The following is a 19,666-nucleotide window of genomic DNA, read 5'->3' on the forward strand; positions in this document are numbered from 1 at the left end:
TTTTCTTTTTTTGTCCCTGTTCTTGAGCAGAATTCGGTAGACGCTAAACACAAAACTTAAACAATACTTTGTAGAGTGTATCGGTGCTGGTGGCGGGGTATCCGAGCCAGGTCTAAATAGGTGGCCAGACACCGCAAGGTGCACCTAAGATATGGAGGAGGACTTAAGATCCTCTGGCGCAGGCCTTCGTGGGTTCAAGTCCCACCCCCGCCACCACTTCCTTAAAAATACTGGGGGTTTATCCCTGGCAAACCCCAACAGTATTTTTTAAAAATCTAGGATCGCATTTGGCTGTTTTTCTTATTGAATTTGAGGAGCTTTCTAAAGGATTTTACAAAACCTTAAAAATAATCCATAGTTAAAGGTTAAATAACAATCTTCTGAATGGGAATAGTATGCGTAAAATCCGAGTATTTGTCAGTTCCTCCCTCTTAGAGCTTGAAAATGAAAGGGAGATGGCTCTAGAAACTATAAACCAGTTGAATATGGAGCCAGTAATGTTCGAACAACTCCCAGCAATGGACAAAAATCTCGAAAGCGCATATTTGGATGAAATAAAAAATTCGAATATTTTTGTCGCTATTTTATGGAAGGACCTTACCGAAGCTGTAGAAAAAGAGTTTAACACAGCAATTGAGCTTGGAGTTCCCGTGTTGCTTCTTGTCAAAACGATTACCTACCGTGAAGCAAGAACACAAAAACTTGAGAGCTTTTTGAGCGGAAATACTCAAATTGAACTAAACCAAGGAATTCAATATGTTCCTTTCCGAAAAAAGTTTCGAACCTTACGGGAACTTGAAAGAGAATTAAAGGAAGGCTTGATGAATCTTGTTTCTAGCAGATTTATAGAGCCTGCTTTAACTTCGACTAGTATTGAGACCACGTGGAAAACTGCGATAAACGTCATCAAAAATGCCAAAAGGCGTCTTTTGATAGTTGTAAAAACCCCTCAAATGCTATTAGGGCTAAGACCCTATGGTTCTGAACAAAAGAATTACTTAGAAGAGTCTTTTTTTTAAAGCAGTTGAAGCATGGATTGATTTATTGAAACAAGACGAGCACCGCCGATTTTTGTATCTATACTCTTTGGAACACACCAAAGAAGAAATATCAAAATACAATTTGCAGAACATTTTTGAAGCGAACTTGGAAAAATATAAAAAAATTGAAAACGAGACTAAAGGCAGATTTGAAATAGGTTCAATGCAGGAATTCCCAGGTCAAATTTTGGTCGGCGACAACACTTTCGGAATCCAATTTAGAGCGCCTAAAGACAAAGTGTTTTCTGTTTTTCGACAAGATGCAAGTATTGCTGAAAATCTTTTTGAAACTTTTCTTGAATACAAAGCTCAGAACCGATAAAGAGATACTACGCCATAACTGCAGGGGTCACGGAGTCAAACAAGCCGCCTCTGTGAAGCTTTTGGGTAGCTTGAGTCTGCATCCACAATAGCTGTGTAATCATTAGCCAGCAAGTGGAATTTGTGCTTGTAACAAAACTATAAATCAGTACCCAACCTATGCCTATCGTGTCTTTAGTTTTTGTTCTTGGAGCAGTGTCAAATGGTAAGTTGGCTTTGGGCTTTTAGAAGCATTTTAGCCCGCGTAACAGGGACGAACACAACCGAGACGGCCATAATAATTCCTTATGGCAGACACAGCTATGGTCCACGTCCTAAGCTGGTCGGGGTAGGAGGCGCCAAAGAAAGGGAGGTTACGCTTAAAAAATCAGCTGGCAGCCGGATAGGAAATTTCTGCTCTATCTCGGCGGGGCTTGTGTTTACCTTTTTAGACAAGCACAATTACCATTGGGGGTCAACCTACCCTTTCTACGCATTCTATGATGCTTGGAAATATGATGTGCCGCCCAACTATATCAAAGGCGAATTTGACGTATCAACGTTTGAAGCTAACCCCATTATCATCGAGAACGATGTTTGGATAGCCAGCAACGTTACAGTAAAAGAAGGCGTGACCATCGGGAACGGTGCAGTTGTTGCAATGGAGTCTTTGGTTACGAAAGATGTTCCGCCCTACGCAGTGGTGGGAGGTTGCCCTGCGAGAATTATTAAGTACCGTTTTGAGCCAGAGCAGATTGAAGAGTTACTTAAAATTGCTTGGTGGAACTGGTCGGACGAAAAAATCAGTCAATTTGTTCCGCTGTTGATGTCTGAAGATATTGATGCGTTCATAAGTGCCGCCAAAAAATCAACAGAGTCAACGACAGAGACTGGCGAAAAACCGAGTATAACTGAGTCGCTTAGCGTTCCGTTACACTATGCTGAGTAATTACGGTAGCTTGAGGGTTAGCTTTCTCCGAAATATTACTGTAATAGTCAATATAGTCAAAATCAGAAAGATAATTACTATTATGGACAAGAACTCAGGCACAGCGGGCATAAGAGCTGGATTTGGAGATTGAGTGGGCATCGGAGTTTTTGTTGGGGCGATAGAGGATGAGGGTGAAATTACATAAGAACTCTTTATTTCATCTACTGTTGTAGAATCGCAATGAGCGAATTGAAAAAGCTCAATACTTTCACTAGCTGAAATATCATACTGTTTCTGTGCAAACGGAATAATACCTTCCGTAACGTACTCTGATACTGCAATGACATTTACTTGCAAGCTATGGCCTCCATGGCTTACATTCACGGCTGCGGAAAACTCTGTTACTTTAGGCAAATAATAGGTGATTCCAAAACCGCAAGGTGTGCCATTCCATAGAACAAATGATTGCCCATCAACTATGCAAGTTATAGACCGTAGCGTGTTTTGTCCAACAACCACGGTATCAGAATTATCTGTTAATGAAGTTGGCAGTTTAAAACTTTTATTTGTTACCCATGAGTCCGGTTGAATTATTGTTATGTTCAATGGAACTGGATTGCTATAGCACACAGCTGGATGGTTGTATTCTGTTCTTTTTGGGGAGTTAATGATTATTTGGGGCGGATCTCTAATAGGCGGTATGGGTGAAGCCGACGTTCCCCAAGATGGATTAGCATCTGTCACTTGAACCAACGCAAAGGATTCCATTGAGAAAAGCATCACAAGAAGAGCTAATACTATAACGGGCTTTCTCATTGCTACCAAGTATGCACTATTAATGTTGCTTTTAAGAAGTTTTTCGTAAAGAATCCTTGACTAACCTATTCAAAGTTTCTTGACTAAGCCCTTCCGATTAGCCTAAAGGGCTTCAAAAAACGCCGCCAACATGTGCCACACACGTTGCTAAAATTATAGGGGTTTTCCCACACGAACCCTTTCATATTTTTTGTTAGAACCTTGCTTTAAGCAGAGTTTAGTTGAAGGATGCTAAAGATGGCGTTCGACCAAGCGGTTTTGTTGGCACCAACTTAGAGAACAACTCTATGTCGCTTGGTGGATAACCTGAGTAATATTTCGCGAAATATCCGAACATAGGCGTTTTTGGCAGGTAGGGCTTTAGTGTGGCTGCCCACGTTTGTAGGTCGCTTGCGCGGTCAACTTCGACTTTGCCCAAGGTGCCGTTGACTGCGGCGCGGTCGCCTTCCCAACGCATGTACAAGAAATCCGCCGTAACCTCGCGAGTCTCACGCATAAGGGGACTGTCTGCCCACGCCAACGCCACGCCCAACCGCCGCAGCAAATCGTAGAAGTCCTTGTTGAGCCAGCTTTTGTGGCGAACTTCAACCACGTACCGCAGCGTCTTAGGCAGCTTTGAAAGGTACGCTTCTAAATCTGCAAAGTGGCTAGCGGCAAAACTGGGTGGAAACTGCAGCAGCAAAGCGCCCAACTTTTCGCCCAGCAACTTGACGCGCTCCAGAAAAACGTCAGTTTCGGCGTCTGTGCCCTTGAGCATTTTGATGTGGGTGATGAGTTGGGGGAATTTGAGGGAAAACTTGAACCCTTCGGGTACCTGCGCTTTCCAGTTTTGCACCATTTGTTGGGTGGGGATGCGATAGAAGCTGCTGTCCACCTCGACGGTGCTGAAGTGGGTAGCGTAGTAGTGGAGGTAGTCTTTGGGGGCGGTTTTGGTGGGGTAAAATTTTCCAAGCCAGAAATTGTAGCTCCAGCCAATCGTGCCCAAATATAACTCAGACATTGTCTTTTCCCTTCAGCATCAACCAGTCCTTTTGGTCCTCTGCTTTCTTGAGGCGTACCAACACGTAGCGTCCTTTGAGGCGTTCGCCGTTGAGGGTGAACTCGATTTTGTCTTGTTCCCAGAGTTTGGGGGTGTAGTGTCCTTTGTCCCAGATTTTCACGGTTCCCGCGCCGTATTGTCCTTTGGGGATTTCGCCTTCGAAGCTGGCGTATTCGTAGGGGTGGTCTTCAGTTTCGACGGCTAGACGGCGGGTGCTGGTGTCTTGGGGGATGCCTTTGGGGACTGCCCAGCTTTTGAGGACTCCGTCTTTTTCGAGACGGAAGTCGTAGTGGAGGTTGCGGGCGTGATGCTCTTGAACCACGAAGATTAGGGGGTCGTAGGGTTTGGTTTCGCCTGGGGGTTCAGGGGTTTCTGAGAAGCTACGTTTGGAAGTGTATTCGGCAAGTTTAGGGTTTTCTTCTGAAGGGATCTTTGTTTTTTCAGGTTTTAGGGGTTCCATCTCTTTTTTCTCCACAATTTGGTCTAACGTGCATTGGTTAGGTTTTTTATCGTCGCGGAGCCGCTTATACCGTCCCATCCGCAACCGTTGGTCATGGGTCACGACTTGATAGGCAACCTCAACGACGAGTTTAGGCTCCAACCACGTTACGACGTCACCTGTTTCGGGCTTGAAGGGGACGGTTTCGGTTCGGAGTTTCTCGAATTTTTCTTTTAACTCTTTTAGGGTTTTTTGGGTGAAGCCAGTGCCCACTTTTCCCACATAAACAGGTGTACCCTCCCCATCGTAGAGCCCTAAGAGTAGGGCACCGAAGGTGTGCCTGCGGGATTCTTCACCTTGAGTGAACCCGAAAATTACGCAGTCACAGGTTTTGAGCTTCTTAATTTTTAGCCAGCTCCCTGTGCGCAAGCCTTCCTCGTATGGGCTGCTCTTCTTTTTGGCTACCACGCCCTCCAAGCCGCGCTGTAGGGCTAATTGGAAGTAGGCTTCTCCGCGTTCTTCAATGTAATCGCAGAGCAGCACGTTTTTGCCTTCTTTTAGCGACTCTTTTAGGATACTTTTACGCTGCATCAAGGGCAGATCAACGAGGGATTCGCCGTTTTTTTCGAGTATATCAAACACGATGTAAACTGCAGGTGTCCGTTGGGATTGCCGCTCAATCTCGCGTTGCCCAACCGCTTGCCCCCTCTCAAGCAGTCGCTGAAAATCGGGTACACCACCCGCCATAACAACGATTTCCCCATCTACCACAATTTTGCTGCCGAGGCTGGTGAGTTCTTGCAGCTCAGGAAAATTCTGCTTCAACTCTTTGCCGCTTCGACTCCGCAAACTAAAAGGTTCCTCAATGTATGCGAGGGCTCGGAATCCGTCCCATTTGACTTCAAATATCCAGTCGGCGTCGGTGAAGGCGTCTTCGGCGACTTTGGCAAGCATAGGCTGGTAGAGGTGACGAGTCATTTCTGCTCCAACTGCTTAAGGGTTTCCCGTAGCGCCGCCATGAGGTTTTTTGCTTCAGCTTCGGGAGGTTTCTCAACAATGATTTTTTCGCCTTTGAGTTTCTTGGCGACCAGCGCTTCAACTTTCTTTTGGTAAGTATCCTCAAATTCAGATATGTCGAATTCGCCTGAGAGGTCGTTAACGATTTTTATGGCAAGGTCTAATTCGACCTTCTCGGGTTGGGGAAGGTTGCCGAGTTTCTCAAAATCCTGCGGATCCACCACATCATAGGCATAACGCAGCGTCGTTAGCACTAACGCGCCTTTGTATGGGTGAAGCAGCGCGGGGTACTCTTTGGTTCGAAGCGTGATACGAGCCGCACCCGCCTTGTTTGTCCGTTGCAACGCGTTAAGGAGAAGGCTGTAGGCTTCTTTGCTCTTATCAGGCAACAACGCGTAGGTACGGTCAAAATAGACAGGGTCCACGGAGAAGTAATCTACAAACTTGCTGATGCGGATGCGTTTGTCGGAGTCGGGTCGAACCGCGTCTAACTCGTTTTTCTCAAAAACCACGTACTCGTCTTTGGCGACTTCGTAGCCGCGAACCACCTCATTCCAAGGCACAATGGCGTCGTCTTTGGTGCACATCTTTACGTATTTGAGGGGTTGCCCATCAGTTTTATGCAGAAAATGAAAGGTGACCCCGCGGTCATAAATCATCGAGTACAACTTGACGGGAACATTGACTAAGCCTATTGTAATGCTACCCGACCATATGGAGCGCGTGGGGGTGGCTGCACTGGTTTTCTCAGTTTGCTCTTGATCGGTTTGGGGTGGTTCTTGTTCTAAACCCAAAAGGTTTCCTCCAAAAACGGCAATATCCAAAAGTATCTATTGGGCTTCGAGGGTTTAACCTTTTTCAAAAACCAAGCAGGCGTACTAGAGTCTAAGTTTTGCTTGATGCGCAAAAAGTTCCCGCCAAGGATTACTTTGCCGCTGAGCCACGTTGGAGAGGTTAAAATCTGAGGGTTCGATTCCGCGGTGTACCTCGCGCCAGTCCAGCGGCGTTGAAACCGTCGCATTGGGAGTCGGACGGACGCTATAAGGCACAACCATGGTGCGCATCGGGGAATTCTGGAGATAATCCACAAACACCTTGCCAGGTTTCTTGGTATCTTTGAATTCAGAGACAATCATGCTGCTTTCTCCCGCGAGGGCTATGCCGACTTTGTGGACAAACACGCGAGTCTGCTCAAAAGTATGCTCCGCCTTAACGGGGACAACAACATGTAAACCTTTTTTGCCCGAGGTCTTCACAAACGGCGTGTAGCCTAAGCTTTCAAGTTTGTCTTTTAGGAGTAATGCCGCGTCGGCAGCGTCGCTTAAGGTTGCGGGGGGCTCAGGGTCAACGTCGAAGAAGAGGAGGTCAGGGTGGTCGATGTCTTTGGTGGTGGAGAAGGGCATGTGGATTTCGAGCGCCGCCAAGTTTGCCAGCCAAATCAGGGTGTCGAGGTCGTTGCAGACAATGTAGTTAACGTCGCGTTTGCTGGCTGTTGAGTAGATGCCAAAGGTTTGGACCCAGTTGGGGGTGCCTTCAGGCGCGTTTTTCTCGAAAAAGCTTGTTTTTTGTCCTTCTACGCCGTCGGGGTAGCGGGTTAGGACGAGGGGACGGTTTTTTATGAGGGGGAGAAGTTTGGGGGCGACTTTGATGTAGTATTCGATGACTTGGGCTTTGGTTGCGCCTATTTGGGGGTAGAAGATTTTGTCGAGGTTTTTGAGGTTTACTTTGGTTAGCTGCTTTAATTCATCAGAGTCGTTGGTCATCCTTGTCACCGTAAAAGGGAGTAAACTTGTTTATTGTTATGTGGAGTCTTAGCTTTTTGTTTTGTGGAAAACAAATGAGGCGACCATCGGACTGTACAATTATGCTTGTTTTAGCCTGAAAAATCGTTTTTTGTACAGTTACACCTATATAGGGAACCTGTTAATAGTATAAATTGCGGAATTTAATCAAGGATAAGTAAATTTTGGCTATCCGTTTGCTTGTTTCGAGATTATTCGCTAAATAAACATGGGGGAGAAAACACCATATGAAATCCAAAAAACCCACACTCGAAGACCAGCTTGCCTTCATCTCAGCGCAGCATGATGTTTACCCAACGGAGCTCTTCCAAGCTCTAACTCAAGCTAAAGGAGAAAGCAAAGTAGCCGTAGGAGACTTAAATGTTGAATACCGCGGCGACGTCAACGACCAAGCCATCTTTTTAATAACCAAAGACGGCAAAGTCGTCGCTCAATTCCGTGTTCCAATTAGCACCCTACAAAGTGGCGACGTTTCCTTTGACAGTTCCATGGGCTCTACTCGCGTGCGCAAAGAAATCGCCCGACAAAGCCCCGTACCTTCACATTATAAGGTACAAGACCTCCGCGTTGGCATGAAAAAAATCAACATAAACGCCGAAGTCCTCGAAACCGCCCAACCCTCCAAAGTTCACACCCAATTCCGAGACAACGCAATCGTCTCCAACGCCGTCATAGGCGATGACTCAGGAACAGTTCTGCTTTGCCTCTGGGATCAACAGGTCGGGTCGGTTCACGTTGGCGACTGCATCGAAGTCAAAAACGCGCATGTGGCGATGTTTAAAGGAGAAAAGCAGCTGCGTCTAGGCAAAAACGGTTCGGTGACCGTTTTAGAAAAACCACTTGAAAACTAAACCCACCATTTTTTTGGTGCAGTAATTTCTTTTACCTGATTAAATTGCAGTAGCTTCGCTTGTATCGTCTAGGTTTTTTTACAAAAATTAGAAATCGAAGGTGGAAGCTGCCGCATCCGTTGGAGGCGGTGGAGAGGCAGGTTTGGCTTTTTTCTTTTTACGAAACAACACAACCCCAACAACTGCAACCGCAGCCGCCACAGCCACAACTGCAATTATGATTATCAATGTGTAATCTGGTTGAGACCCAGACACCAGTCCATTGTTTTCGTTATACGTGCCGTCTGAGGGGGTGCCTATGAAATCGGGTCGTGTAAAATTGCCGTCACCACTTGGTCCGCCAGGCATGGTTCCATTGAAACCGCCTGGACCACCCATTCCGCCATCGGGGAAGGTGCCGTTGAATCCGCCAGGTCCCATGCCACCATCAAATCCCGGGCTGGGCATGGTTCCGTCTAATGGGGGCTGTTGGGGATTAAAAGTTTGAGCTGACACTCCATTGTTGATTACTATGAAAGCAAGCAGCAGTGTTGCCGTTGCAAGAGCAAGGGTTAAGAGTTTTCTGGTTTGGGTTATCGGCAAGGGTTCTTTTTCTCCTTAAAGCCTTAGTTAGCCAGCGGTTAGGTCGGGGGCGGATATAATATTTTACCAGATTGTTACCCAAAACAAAAGTCGGCTGAAAATCATAAGCCCTTTTCGCCATGAAAGGCACCTAAAGAGAAAAAGTCAGCTACGGATTACACTGAATTGAAAAAGAAAAAATGAAAAAGAGAGTTAGACGTATTTTTGTTCGTTGTAGCAGTACCAGCGGTTATACTGGGCAATCCACGTTAGAGGTTTGCCGCAGGTTGGGCAAGCCTGTGCAGAAGCTGATTGCGCTGGTTGGGCAGGTTGAGCGGTTGCCTGAGGTTGAACGAACTGCTGTTTAACCGCTTGTGGTTTAACAACTACAAAGTCCGCGGCGCCTTGGACATCTTCCCAGTCTATAATCAGGGTTTCTCCCGTTGCTTTTACTACTTTGAGGGATACACCCATACTTCCAATCTTAAAAATGACATCTTGAATTGTACCAAGCAGATGACCTTGAGCGTCGATAACCTGCATGGATAATAATGCATCTCGAGTTAGGGGTTTGTCGGATTTCTCCATAATCTCACACCGATTGATTATTAGTAGTGGATGGTTTTAAGAATTTTCTGGTTTACCAATAAACAAATCGTGACAAATACTGCTTTCAACAACCAAATTTTTTTGTTGTCTGTTTTAAAGCAAGGGCTAAATAGGTTGAAAACCGTTTATTAGTTAAAGGTGTTTTGCATGTCTGAGAAATTTGATCTTTCTTCAGAGGGAGTTACAAAGATTAAGCAAGCAGCCAACGAATTCAAAGACACACTTCTCACCTACTTCAAGGAACATAACGTGGAAATCAAAGAATGGAAATTCGCGGTCTCAAACAGCGAAGAGAGCTTTGAAGTTGATGCAGCCGTTAAAATCGTTGTTAAACCCAAAAAAACTCCTTAACCTCTTTTTTATTCGGATACCCGTTAGTCTATTTTGTTTTTAGATGATGACGGAACGGTGACTTGTGGCATAATCGGGTCACTTTGAATACTTAGCGTCATTGATGGTTTCAGCCCCAGCAAATTGATGAGAGGATACCCAATGAGCACTTGGCACCAAAATGTAATTAACCGTGACAGGGTGGTTGCTGCTACAGCTATCGCGACTGGCACACCATAGAGCGAAAATAGGTTGATAAGGGTGATTTCCACGGCTCCTACAGGGAAGCCAGCGGTCAAGGTTTCCACAGTTGAAGCTACACAATAAACTGTCGCCAAATCCAAAATGCCGATTTGGCTAAACCCTAATGAATAAAATATCATAAGGTAAACCATGAGGTTACAGAACCAAGCTATCACCGCGAATATGGCAGGTTTTATTAGCATACGTGGATTTTTGCGGTAGGTTCGGAAGGCTTCGCTAAAAGAGAAAAGGGCTTTTTGGAGATTCTCTTTTTCCTGTTCTTGCTTTGCTGGTCGCTTCACAATCACCGCGATTATGCGCATTAAAAAGTTGACTAATTTTTCGGCAGCGCCTTCTTTGAAGGCTAAATACAAAATTGCAGCCAAAATCGTCACGGTTCCAGCCGTAATGAGCGTGACAATTGTTAGCAAAAAACTTGGTATGGTATGGCTTAGAGCCAACGCGATGAAACCGATGATTAAGCCGCCCGTATATACGAAGGTGCTTAGCATGCGGGAGCTTATGACCGTCGCTGAGGATACCCCGACATCAGCTTGTGGTTCCCTTTGGGCGAGGTAAATGCGCGTGGCTTCGCCACAGACCGTTTCGCAGGGGATGACCATTTCGACAAAGTTGCCGATCCAATTGTAAAGCATGATACGGCGGAACCTGATTTGGACACGTAGAGCGTTAAGAAGATTGTACCAGATTAGGGAATCAAAAAAAACCGCCAGTACAACCGCCAAAATCGCTAACGAATAAAAGATAGCGTAATTCTTCAAATCCAGAGTGCTTAGCAACGAAATGAAGCCAGCAAAGTCCCCGAAGAATAGCAGATACAAAATGAAAGCAACAAGACCCACAGCTAATAAAGCAAGGGACTTGCGGTTAGGGTAATTGGGCGCTCGTAGATTTTGCAATAAATTCCTGCCTCAATACAGGCTAGAGGTGTGAACCCAAACATGCATTCAGTTATATTTATGTCAATTGCAGAAAACGACTTAACAGAAAAGCAACGGCAAAAAACAGGATAAGGGACTGTTACTCGAGGGGGATTTCCCAGTAACTGATTATATCTCCCTTCACCCATTTACCGCCTAGACCGCGGACAACATCATTGATGTCATCCCATTCAGCCTTCAAAAACTGCACAGGCTTCACCACGACTACATCGCCTTTTACAGTGAAGCTGAGGATTTTGCGCTGGTCAGGGCTGAACTCGTTTTCCATTTTTGCGGCATACCGGTTGATTGGTGGCTGGGTCAGGGACGGTCTTGCGACAGGAGGTTCAGGTTTAGCTTCTACTTTGGCGACTGGGGCAACTGGAGTCGGTGGAATTTCAGGCGCTACGACTGGAGCAGGAACATCTATGGTTGGGGTGGTTAAGACGGGTTCGGTGGGGGCTTCTAGTTTGTATTCAGGGGTAGGTTGGTTTTGAGGGGCGTCTTCGAAGGTAGCGCTATGGATAACGGCGGTGACTTGTTTTGTGTAGAGGTCTAGTTTTATGTCGAGAAGTTCCATGTCAGCAGGTAAGTTGGCGGCGAGAGAGGGCTTTTTTCCTTGCATTAGCTCGACGAGCGTTTCAGGGGTTAGTTTTATGGTTCGGATTTTCATTTATCCGTTCACTGGGTTCTTTGTAGGTTAGGCGCTAACTTAAAAGTATTGGACAAGATTGTGGCAAAAGAAAAAAGATGGTTAAATGTTGGCTTGTTTTTTGCGTTTTCTCCATTCAGCGAATGTGCCTGAGTAGACGCCCCAGCTTTTGAGACGTGGCGTGATTGTTCGGAGCAGCGCGGGGCAAACGATTATTTGGACTGCGAAGTTGAGGGCGAAGGTGGCGGCGAGTACGAATAGGAAGGAGAAGTCTCCGATTAAGCTGAAGCCCAGTATTCCGATGTTGAAGAGGTAGGTGTATTGCCAAAGGATGTAGGCGGTTCCTATGAAGAGGCTCAGGGCGTAAACTGCTATAAGGATGAGGAGGTTGCGTTTTGATTTGAGGTTTGCGACGTTTTGAGGGATAAGGAGCCAGTTTATTGAGAATATGATTAGGGCGGTGACTGATTCGACCCACGCGGCGTATGGTGGTACGGCTTCGACGTAGACGCCTCCTATGAAAGCGCCAATCATGCTGCCGGCGAGTCCGTACCAGCCGAACCATAAGGGGAGGACGCCTAGCAGGACGGCGGGGAGGTATAAGACGGTGAAGCCGGGGAGCATGCCGGGGGCGGAGCCGTAGAATAGGATTGCGTAGAGGGCGGCGACGACGGCCATTATGGAGATTTGTTTTGCTTTACTTTGTTGTTGTATCATCGGGGGGTTCAATCCAGGGTTGGGGTTTGAGGGCTTCCACGGGGTGAATGCATAAAAGGCTTATCGCCTGTATTACATATGTAATACACGATTAACTGTGCTTATAAAAGCCACAAAACCCCAAAATAACCAAGCTAAACAAAAAAATACAGCAAAACAAGACAAAAAGAAAAAGTCTCAGCCCATCTTAGTTTTGTCAGTAGCCTAAAAACTCAAATGTTATATTAGTGGAGCCCCATATCGCCTAGGTACTCTGGCTGCTTAGGGAGTAGACCTAACTATGAGTGCACCCACAAGCACTAAACAACCCAGTCAAGGAGTACTCTCCACTAAAACTCAAGCAATCGCCATAGGTTTAGTTTTAGCCATAATAGGCGCCTTAGTCTGCAATTCCTTTGCCAAAGACTCCCTAACAAACTATGCAGGCTTTGGCATGATGCTAGCTGGTATAGGCATATTCATTTTGGCGATGTTTGCAACCGCCGCCGCAACTCTTCGAAACCGCACAAGCCACGCAGACCCCAACCTTCCAAAAATCCGCAGCCCAAACATGCTCTATCTTAGTGTTTGGTCACTTGGAGTCGGCGTATTCCTAACAGTCATAGGCTTTATGCTAAGCAACACCTACGCGAAATACACAATTCTAAACGACGTAGGCTATCAAATGCTGCTTGGCGGCTCGTTAGTCGCCCTCGTAGGCATAGCCGGCGCAATCGTATCAACTGGACAAATCAAGCGCCCCTCAAATCAGCCCCTCACCCAACAGCAACAACAAAAAATGTACCATATAGAAATCCAGAAAAGCCAACTGATGGGCCAAATAACCCTCGCTGCAGGCGTTGCAATAACCATCGCGGGCTACTTTGTTGCAGGTAACTACGCTAAAGAGACAATCGAAAACTATGCAGGATTTGGCACGCTACTAATCGGCATAGCCATCTTAAGCGTCGGAGTATCCCAAACTGTCGCTATGTTTCTAAGGAACCGCTGGAACCTCATGGAATACTGCGCAAGCGAAGACCAACCCAGAGTAATGTTAGGAAGCATCTGGGCAATCAGCATCGGAGCAATGCTAGTCATCGACGGTTCTCTAATCGCAAGCTCCTACGCCAAAAACACAATCATGAATTACGCGGGCTTTGGAATGCTACTAGCGGGTACAGCGGTTTTTGTTTACGGTATGTTTGTAACGGCTCGACTCTCAGCCATGTCCGCAATGGGGTACATTTCAAGCAAAAGAGCGCTACCCAAAACAGCCGACAACTGTGAACCAAAACCGAAAATAGACCTCACAAAACGCCTGCAAGACTTCGGCAAAAACTTGGTTAAAACAAGCGCTATCCTAAACCTCGCAGGCGTCATGTTCTCCATTGGCTTGCTCTTCTTCAGCCTATGGCAACTAGACTTAATCGTTAGTGGACCCGTGTGGTGGGAATCAAGCGCAGGAGGTGCGGGTTGGAGTTGGCCAGGGCCAGGCGCCTATGCTAATGACTACTTCCAATGTTTTATTTGGAAAACCACAATCGGACAAGCTTACGACACCCTGTTCATGCTGGTATTTATTTCATTCATTGTGTTGTTTGCTAGCGCGTTCTTCTGGCCACGGTTCCGAAATAAACAACCTGAAAATTAAAGGGCACAATATCTGAAGTTAGTCAGCGGGCACTTTCATTTCAAGCAGGTCTAAGTCTGATTGCAAGGTTCGGTGCTGAGCTTCAAGAAAAGTTGGTTGCTTAGGAAAAAACACTTGACTTTTACCCTCCCGCCGTTTATCCAACAATCCCATGGCGTGCATTTCGTTGAGGTTTTTGCTTTCGAAAGCTCTTGCGCGCCCAGTCACGCGACTTAGTTGAGTTGCAGTTGCACAGCCAAGTTTGGTTAGAGCCATAAAAGTGGGCAGAAATCTGTGGGATACCTGAATCTGTACCTGGGGCATGGCGTTTACTTTGGCGTCGATAGCGTCTAGTTTTTTTAGGATACGGTCTAAAGTTAAACCGATTTGAAACATGTTCTTCATTGTTCCGCTACCTAAAGAAAACATTAAAAAATAAAACATTAGAATAATGTTGTAGCTTCGGAATTGGAAGGGCTATCACTCAGGCGTTTAGCCTTTAGTTTTTGTTGTGACTTTATGTTCTGACCTGTTTTTTTGGCTCAGAGGGCGTTTATTTGGTTTTTATCTGAATTTTGTGTTGACAGAAACTGTGTTTCTTAAAAAGTCCTGAAGAGGTTCATAGGCTCGCAACAGTTTGGTTGTATCGCGGTTTTCTGTTATTCGATATACCCGTTTGTTGCCGATCAGGAAGCCTTCAATCAGGTTTTCTCTCTCCATGGCATAGAGAGTCCCATAGACTGTGCCTGAACTGAGTGAAACACCGAACCTTTTTTGGAGGTATGCCATCACATCGTAGCCGCTCATCATACCCTTCTTAATTTCGTTTAAGATGAGTATGTCCATAAAGTCCCTGACAACCCTCTTTTTTAGGTCCGTTGTGACGGACAAAAAAATCACCATAACATTTAGGTACACAAAACAATATATTTATTGTCACGCCACGGAGTATTCGAAATCCGAATATGCAACAACTTTTAAATCCTACTCGTTCTAAACGAGATAATTAGCTACAACAGCCCAAAGACGGTTGCCCAGACATGCCCAAAAAATTGCTTCTAGAAATTAGCCTCATCCAAGAAAGCGAAAACACGCCAAACAACCAAATCATAAAAGAGATCAGCGAAGACATCAAAACTGGCAGATGCATTATCCCTTGGTGTAGCTCGGAACTAAAAATAATCCAAGTGGCCGAGTAACATCCTAACTGATTATGCACAGCCTATGTGTCAAGCGGAGATAGATCTAAAATATTTTTGGTAGAAAAGGCGTCCGTGCAATAGAGTATTTTATAAAAATTGTTTTAGGCAGTTAACCGAGTGCCTTTTGCACCAAAACCCTGTTGACAAGTTGTTAAGTCAATTAGAAGAGGAAATTGGTGAGTCTGTTCCTACTCCAACGGTCAAGAAAACCCCGACGAAAGGGAGAGGGGCTCCTCAACCGCTTCACAGGCTCTCCTCACCAACACACAAGCACTAATCTGGTTGATTTAAACTTATGCAAAAAGCAATACTGATTATTGAAAAGAAAGAAAAAGAAAATGCGGTTACTTACGTAACCGTAAAACAAAGATTATTGATACTAGGGCAATCAACAAAGAGACCACTGCTAAGGCTATTGCGGAAGTCTGTAGTGTATCCATTGCGCCGCTTTCAGTTGCAGAAGTACCTGCGGGTCCTGTTTCGCCAGTATCGCCTTTGTCACCTTTAGGTCCTTGGGATCCAGTTGCCCCCGTAGAACCCGTTGCTCCAGTAGAGCCAGTAGCGCCAGTTGCTCCCGTGTCACCTTTGTCGCCTTTTGTGCCTCGTTCACCTGTCGCGCCGGTTTCACCTTGGGATCCAGTTGCTCCTGTTTCACCTGTGTCGCCTTTAGGTCCTTGCGAACCTGTAGCGCCAGTTTGTCCTTGCTCGCCTTGAGGTCCAGTCATATCTGGAACCACGAAGTATGCAGTGACGGAGACACCATTTTGGTTGGTTGCTGTGATGTTATAAACCGCATTTGTGCTACTGGGCGGAGTGATTATAGCTGTGAAGCTGCCGTTAACGTTTGCTTGTATAGTTAAGGGAACTGTTGGGATAGCAGTGCCGTTGCAGTAAATGCTGATCTTGTCGTTTGCTTGGAAACCTGTGCCAGTTATGGTTGTGGCGAAGCCGCTGTCAGGAGTTAAAGTTATTTGCGGTAGGACATCAAAGAGAATCCAATCGTAGTATTCGTAGTAGATGCCGTCGTAACTGACGTCTAACCAGTAGCTGTCACCAACTATTTCGGGAACAACAAATGTCACTTGGAAGGTGCCATTTATGTCTGTGACTGCATCGGCTACTTTGCCGCCTAATATTGCGTAAGGAGTGAAGTGCAATGATAAGGGTGTGGTTGAATTCCAGCCTGTCCCGATTGCGGTGACTTGTGTACCTGCGGGGCCTTCCTCGACGTTTACAGTTACGTCAGGGTAAACATAGACAAGTTCTTGGGCATGGTTTCCTATTTCGTCTTCAGCTGCCAGCAGATGAACACCGGTAGCAGACGGAGGTACATAAATCGTGATTTGGATGTTGCCTTCAGCGTCGCTGGTAGTTATTGCAAGCTCAGTTACATTCCAAGTTAACGTAACTTGGCTGTTCGCGTCGAAACCTTTGCCCGTAATTTCTATGGGTTCCCCGACATTGACTTCGGTTTGGCTTAATCTTATCATGGTGTTAACTAATTCAAAGTTAACAGTTGCGTTGTTGAGGTTTTGATCGATTGCGGTAATATTGTATAAACCAGAAGCGACGGAGGGCACAGTGAAGTCTGTTGTAAATCGTCCTGATGCATCAGTGAGTGCAGTGCCTAAACCAACTTTTGTTGTTCCGTTAATGTCCCAAATCAAAGTGATGACACTGTGTGGACTGAAGCACACTCCGCGAAGTGGTATTGAGGAGTTCGCTAAACCGGTAGAATAGCGGATTTGCAATCGGGGTTGGCCTATAGAAAAGTAATCAATTGCGTAATTGCCGTTCGCGTCAGTTGCGGTTATGTTGTATTCGCCTAAAGCTACATTAGGAATCGTTATGGTTCCATTAAAGTACCCGTCAGAGTCAACGGTGAAGTTGCCTAATGCGGTGTTGGTTCCATTTATGTCCCAAACCAAGTCGACAGTACTGTTTTGGGTGAAGTAGTAGCCTTCGACTTCGACGTCCATGCCGCCTATGCCTACACTTTGAGAGAGGAATAACTCGGGACTGTAAGCCCAGAAGTATGCTAATCCGCTACAGCCATCTTCTTGAGTGGCGTTGAAAAATAACGTTGGATAATACGAATCGTTATACTCGGGGAGAGTTGTGATGGTGCAGTTGGTTATGAATTCTCCGTTTGCATCTGCCGTCACGTTAGCTATTGATTGTTGGTTGAATGTTATGGTTACATTTTGGTTTGCGCCAAAGTGTGTGCCGTTTAATTCTACTTCGGTTCCGATTGGTCCATATTCTGGGTCAATGGTTAAGACGGGGTTTATGGTGAAGTTTTTAGAATCTTCGGGGCCGTCAATTATGTTTAGGTATGTCCGTGTAGTGGCAGTGATGTTGTAGTGACCTGCATCAGGGTTCATGATGCCAGTTAACTGCATAGCAATTATTCTACCAGCGGGAATAACCGTTGGGTCATAAACTACGTAACGAAGGGTTTGACCGCTTCCAGGACGGTCAAGTTGTCCAGGCCCCAAATTTATAACGGAGCTTGCCTGAGCGTTAGTTATGTCGAAGCCATCAGGGAAGATCAGTTCTAGGGCTTCAATGATACCGCTTGTGCGGGTAGTGAATGTTATGGCATAGTTGGTGGTTTGACCGCCTGCAGGGTCATCAATTGTTACAGTTACATTTGGTGAAAGGGTTGCTGACGATAGGGGTACTGTGGTTAGCATCGAAAGCAATAGCAGCGTCAAAGTTAGCGTGATTAGTGTTCGGGTTTTATTTTTTTGGGTTAAATTCATTTTTTGTCCTCTTTTTTATGATTTATTAGCGTTACCAAGATAAGCGCTAATAATCATTATGAAATGGAAAACAACACGAGCGATCAACAGTTTTATCGAATAAAAATACTTATTTTGAATCAGTTACAACAAAACGCTTAGGGACGTGGTCGTTTAAAGAGTTCTTGCCGCCACTTTTCCTCCCAACTCGACCACCCCGTCTTCACCAAACCCTCACGCAAATTCGGCATCTCCGCTACCCAATCCAAAAAACCCCAAAACCGCTGCTTCTCTTTCAATAACTCCTCAGGTACACCTTTTTCAACGCACCACCGAACAAACGCTGCCTCAACCATTCCATGCAGGTCACCCGTAGACTCCACCACCTGAACCTTAAACCCAAACTTATCCAACCGCTCAACAACACTAGAAAGAACATACTCAGAACTGACCTTAATGCAGGTATCTTCGTCGGGCTGCATAACAGAGACGATTTCGTCGGCAATTTTGGCGGCGTCTTGGAGGTATTTTTTGTTTTGAAAGTTTGGAGGCTGAAATGATGTGACGGAGATTCGGCGTTCCATAAGCATAGGGTTGGGGGGTTTTAGGGCTCCGACTACCACGCCTAAGAGCAGGTCACTCCAGCCTGCAGCGTCAATCAGAATCATTTTTCCTGGGAGATAACAGTCCAGCGCCAAACCAAATCCCACAGTCTATTATTCTTGCAGGATTGCTTAATATTTAACGCAGAAAACCGGAGATTTGCATGTAAAAGGGGAAGTTTTAGGTTTTGGATAGCTTTAATTGGATGAGTTGATTTTGTATCTTGGGGGCTTTTAGGATGAAAACAACTGCAACAAAAGTCGCCATTGTCGGCGCAGGTTTTGTAGGAACAACCTTCGCATATTCCCTGCTTATCCGCGGGATAGCGCCTGAAATTGTTCTAATTGACACCGATAAAGATAGAGCCGAAGGAGAAGCAATGGATTTGAGTCACGGATTACCCTTTGTGGGACCCGTGAAACTGTGGGCAGGGGATTACCCCGACTGCAAAGACGCAGACATCGTAGTTATAACAGCGGGTGCAGCAAGAAAAGCGGGGCAATCTCGCCTTGAATTGGCGGCACAAAATTATGCGCTCATGAAAGACATAATCCCCAACGTAACCAAACACAACAAAGAAGCCATCCTTCTTATGGTAACCAACCCCCTAGACGTCATGACATACACGGCGCTGAAGCTTTCAGGATACCCTCAAACCAAAGTAATTGGCAGCGGAACCGTCTTAGACACGGCACGGCTGCGTTTTGCACTCAGCGAATATTTAGACGTAGACCCCCGAAACGTTCATTCCTATATCATCGGAGAACACGGTGACAGTGAAGTCCCAGTCTGGAGCTTAGCCACAGTCGCGGGTATGCGCCTTAAAGAGTACTGTCCACTCTGCAATATTCCATACGACCCAAATTACTTCGATGAACTCTTCATTAAAGTGCGAGACGCAGGCAAAGAAGTCATCCGACGCAAAGGACGAACCAATTACAGTATCGGCTTAAGCTTAACCCGAATCGTTGAAAGCATCATCCGTAACGAAAACTCGATTTTAACGGTTTCCTGTTACCTTGAAAACTATCATGGCGTAAGCGATGTATGTTTGAGTGTGCCGGCTGTTGTTAATCGGGATGGAATCCGAAAAATAATAGACCTACCGCTAACTTCCAGAGAAGAGACCGCTTTTCAGCGGTCCGCTGAGGCAGTCAAGGAAATCAACAAGTCAGTTGGCTTAGCACCCAAGATAGATTTAGCAGCAACATAGTTTA

General features: G+C 45.8%; 21 protein-coding genes, 1 tRNA gene and 1 pseudogene. 9 read left to right on the top strand and 14 right to left on the bottom strand.

Going from position 1 to position 19,666, the window contains the following annotated elements; genetic code table 11:
- Window positions 1–91 precede the first annotated feature (91 nt).
- The 4 genes and pseudogenes from NWE92_08835 to NWE92_08850 all read left to right on the top strand — a co-directional run bounded on the left by NWE92_08835 (window position 92) and on the right by NWE92_08850 (window position 2,067).
- Window positions 92–216: transfer RNA gene (locus tag NWE92_08835), tRNA-Leu, on the top strand.
- A 179-nt stretch (window positions 217–395) separates the two neighbouring features.
- Window positions 396–1,019, top strand: coding sequence for a DUF4062 domain-containing protein (locus NWE92_08840; protein ID MCW4029735.1), 624 nt, complete (start codon window positions 396–398; stop codon window positions 1,017–1,019).
- 25 nt (window positions 1,020–1,044) lie between these two features.
- Window positions 1,045–1,362 (top strand): hypothetical protein, encoded by a 318-nt coding sequence (locus tag NWE92_08845; protein MCW4029736.1) that lies wholly within the window; start codon window positions 1,045–1,047, stop codon window positions 1,360–1,362.
- A gap of 201 nt (window positions 1,363–1,563) precedes the next feature.
- Window positions 1,564–2,067: pseudogene (locus tag NWE92_08850) on the top strand (CatB-related O-acetyltransferase).
- Window positions 2,068–2,289: 222 nt separating this feature from the next.
- On the opposite strand, the gene NWE92_08855 reads toward NWE92_08850, so the two are convergent.
- The 5 genes from NWE92_08855 to ligD (NWE92_08875) all read right to left on the bottom strand — a co-directional run bounded on the left by NWE92_08855 (window position 2,290) and on the right by ligD (NWE92_08875) (window position 7,345).
- Complete coding sequence (locus NWE92_08855; protein ID MCW4029737.1) at window positions 2,290–3,096, bottom strand: hypothetical protein; 807 nt, start codon at window positions 3,094–3,096, stop codon at window positions 2,290–2,292.
- Window positions 3,097–3,304: 208 nt separating this feature from the next.
- Window positions 3,305–4,087 (bottom strand): DUF72 domain-containing protein, encoded by a 783-nt coding sequence (locus tag NWE92_08860; protein MCW4029738.1) that lies wholly within the window; start codon window positions 4,085–4,087, stop codon window positions 3,305–3,307.
- On the bottom strand, window positions 4,080–5,543 hold the full coding sequence (gene ligD / locus NWE92_08865) for a non-homologous end-joining DNA ligase (protein MCW4029739.1): 1,464 nt from the start codon (window positions 5,541–5,543) through the stop codon (window positions 4,080–4,082). Before ligD (NWE92_08865) ends, NWE92_08860 begins: the two co-directional genes overlap by 8 nt.
- Window positions 5,540–6,406 carry a Ku protein gene (locus NWE92_08870; GenBank protein ID MCW4029740.1) on the bottom strand — a complete coding sequence of 289 codons (867 nt, stop codon included), beginning with the start codon at window positions 6,404–6,406 and terminating at the stop codon, window positions 5,540–5,542. Before NWE92_08870 ends, ligD (NWE92_08865) begins: the two co-directional genes overlap by 4 nt.
- Window positions 6,407–6,460: 54 nt before the next feature.
- Entirely contained in the window at window positions 6,461–7,345 is an 885-nt protein-coding gene (ligD, locus tag NWE92_08875; GenBank protein ID MCW4029741.1) for a non-homologous end-joining DNA ligase, read from the bottom strand.
- Window positions 7,346–7,611: 266 nt separating this feature from the next.
- Between ligD (NWE92_08875) and NWE92_08880 the strand changes: the two genes are divergently transcribed.
- Window positions 7,612–8,235 carry a hypothetical protein gene (locus NWE92_08880; GenBank protein MCW4029742.1) on the top strand — a complete coding sequence of 208 codons (624 nt, stop codon included), beginning with the start codon at window positions 7,612–7,614 and terminating at the stop codon, window positions 8,233–8,235.
- An 87-nt stretch (window positions 8,236–8,322) separates the two neighbouring features.
- On the opposite strand, the gene NWE92_08885 is transcribed toward NWE92_08880, so the two are convergent.
- Both NWE92_08885 and NWE92_08890 read right to left on the bottom strand, forming a co-directional pair.
- Entirely contained in the window at window positions 8,323–8,817 is a 495-nt protein-coding gene (locus NWE92_08885) for a hypothetical protein (GenBank protein MCW4029743.1), read from the bottom strand.
- Window positions 8,818–9,009: 192 nt separating this feature from the next.
- A complete protein-coding gene (locus tag NWE92_08890) occupies window positions 9,010–9,384 on the bottom strand; it encodes a PRC-barrel domain-containing protein (protein MCW4029744.1) in 375 nt (124 codons plus the stop codon).
- A gap of 168 nt (window positions 9,385–9,552) precedes the next feature.
- On the opposite strand from NWE92_08890, the gene NWE92_08895 reads away from it, so the two are divergent.
- Entirely contained in the window at window positions 9,553–9,756 is a 204-nt protein-coding gene (locus tag NWE92_08895; GenBank protein MCW4029745.1) for a hypothetical protein, read from the top strand.
- 23 nt (window positions 9,757–9,779) lie between these two features.
- Here NWE92_08895 and NWE92_08900 read toward each other — a convergent pair whose 3' ends face one another.
- The 3 genes from NWE92_08900 to NWE92_08910 form a co-directional block, all read right to left on the bottom strand.
- Complete coding sequence (locus NWE92_08900; GenBank protein ID MCW4029746.1) at window positions 9,780–10,898, bottom strand: flippase-like domain-containing protein; 1,119 nt, start codon at window positions 10,896–10,898, stop codon at window positions 9,780–9,782.
- A gap of 121 nt (window positions 10,899–11,019) precedes the next feature.
- Window positions 11,020–11,592 carry a hypothetical protein gene (locus tag NWE92_08905; protein ID MCW4029747.1) on the bottom strand — a complete coding sequence of 191 codons (573 nt, stop codon included), beginning with the start codon at window positions 11,590–11,592 and terminating at the stop codon, window positions 11,020–11,022.
- Between the two features lie 81 nt (window positions 11,593–11,673).
- Window positions 11,674–12,288 (bottom strand): hypothetical protein, encoded by a 615-nt coding sequence (locus NWE92_08910; protein ID MCW4029748.1) that lies wholly within the window; start codon window positions 12,286–12,288, stop codon window positions 11,674–11,676.
- Between the two features lie 280 nt (window positions 12,289–12,568).
- Between NWE92_08910 and NWE92_08915 the strand changes: the two genes are divergently transcribed.
- Entirely contained in the window at window positions 12,569–13,921 is a 1,353-nt protein-coding gene (locus NWE92_08915; GenBank protein MCW4029749.1) for a hypothetical protein, read from the top strand.
- An 18-nt stretch (window positions 13,922–13,939) separates the two neighbouring features.
- Here the strand turns inward: NWE92_08915 and NWE92_08920 are convergent, their stop codons facing one another.
- Both NWE92_08920 and NWE92_08925 read right to left on the bottom strand, forming a co-directional pair.
- Window positions 13,940–14,305 carry a hypothetical protein gene (locus tag NWE92_08920; GenBank protein MCW4029750.1) on the bottom strand — a complete coding sequence of 122 codons (366 nt, stop codon included), beginning with the start codon at window positions 14,303–14,305 and terminating at the stop codon, window positions 13,940–13,942.
- A 159-nt stretch (window positions 14,306–14,464) separates the two neighbouring features.
- Entirely contained in the window at window positions 14,465–14,791 is a 327-nt protein-coding gene (locus tag NWE92_08925) for a PadR family transcriptional regulator (protein ID MCW4029751.1), read from the bottom strand.
- A 149-nt stretch (window positions 14,792–14,940) separates the two neighbouring features.
- On the opposite strand from NWE92_08925, the gene NWE92_08930 reads away from it, so the two are divergent.
- Entirely contained in the window at window positions 14,941–15,099 is a 159-nt protein-coding gene (locus NWE92_08930) for a hypothetical protein (GenBank protein ID MCW4029752.1), read from the top strand.
- Between the two features lie 347 nt (window positions 15,100–15,446).
- On the opposite strand, the gene NWE92_08935 is transcribed toward NWE92_08930, so the two are convergent.
- On the bottom strand, window positions 15,447–17,867 hold the full coding sequence (locus NWE92_08935; protein ID MCW4029753.1) for a collagen-like protein: 2,421 nt from the start codon (window positions 17,865–17,867) through the stop codon (window positions 15,447–15,449).
- Window positions 17,868–18,004: 137 nt separating this feature from the next.
- Window positions 18,005–18,544, bottom strand: a complete 540-nt coding sequence (locus NWE92_08940) for a hypothetical protein (GenBank protein ID MCW4029754.1) — start codon at window positions 18,542–18,544, stop codon at window positions 18,005–18,007.
- 143 nt (window positions 18,545–18,687) lie between these two features.
- Between NWE92_08940 and NWE92_08945 the strand changes: the two genes are divergently transcribed.
- The gene (locus tag NWE92_08945; GenBank protein ID MCW4029755.1) at window positions 18,688–19,662 is read left to right on the top strand and encodes an L-lactate dehydrogenase; all 975 of its coding nucleotides are present in this window, start codon (window positions 18,688–18,690) and stop codon (window positions 19,660–19,662) included.
- Window positions 19,663–19,666 lie beyond the last annotated feature (4 nt).

This window comes from Candidatus Bathyarchaeota archaeon (genome assembly GCA_026014745.1).
Classification (GTDB): domain Archaea; phylum Thermoproteota; class Bathyarchaeia; order Bathyarchaeales; family Bathycorpusculaceae; genus Bathycorpusculum.

Coding starts and splice junctions, on each gene's coding strand:
- NWE92_08935 (MCW4029753.1), bottom strand. CDS start 17,867: ATGAATTTAACCCAAAAAAATAAAACCCGAACACTAATCACGCTAACT.
- NWE92_08915 (MCW4029749.1), top strand. CDS start 12,569: ATGAGTGCACCCACAAGCACTAAACAACCCAGTCAAGGAGTACTCTCC.
- NWE92_08880 (MCW4029742.1), top strand. CDS start 7,612: ATGAAATCCAAAAAACCCACACTCGAAGACCAGCTTGCCTTCATCTCA.
- NWE92_08890 (MCW4029744.1), bottom strand. CDS start 9,384: ATGGAGAAATCCGACAAACCCCTAACTCGAGATGCATTATTATCCATG.
- NWE92_08840 (MCW4029735.1), top strand. CDS start 396: ATGCGTAAAATCCGAGTATTTGTCAGTTCCTCCCTCTTAGAGCTTGAA.
- NWE92_08860 (MCW4029738.1), bottom strand. CDS start 4,087: ATGTCTGAGTTATATTTGGGCACGATTGGCTGGAGCTACAATTTCTGG.
- NWE92_08910 (MCW4029748.1), bottom strand. CDS start 12,288: ATGATACAACAACAAAGTAAAGCAAAACAAATCTCCATAATGGCCGTC.
- NWE92_08930 (MCW4029752.1), top strand. CDS start 14,941: ATGCCCAAAAAATTGCTTCTAGAAATTAGCCTCATCCAAGAAAGCGAA.
- NWE92_08905 (MCW4029747.1), bottom strand. CDS start 11,592: ATGAAAATCCGAACCATAAAACTAACCCCTGAAACGCTCGTCGAGCTA.
- NWE92_08920 (MCW4029750.1), bottom strand. CDS start 14,305: ATGAAGAACATGTTTCAAATCGGTTTAACTTTAGACCGTATCCTAAAA.
- NWE92_08945 (MCW4029755.1), top strand. CDS start 18,688: ATGAAAACAACTGCAACAAAAGTCGCCATTGTCGGCGCAGGTTTTGTA.
- ligD (MCW4029739.1), bottom strand. CDS start 5,543: ATGACTCGTCACCTCTACCAGCCTATGCTTGCCAAAGTCGCCGAAGAC.
- NWE92_08895 (MCW4029745.1), top strand. CDS start 9,553: ATGTCTGAGAAATTTGATCTTTCTTCAGAGGGAGTTACAAAGATTAAG.
- ligD (MCW4029741.1), bottom strand. CDS start 7,345: ATGACCAACGACTCTGATGAATTAAAGCAGCTAACCAAAGTAAACCTC.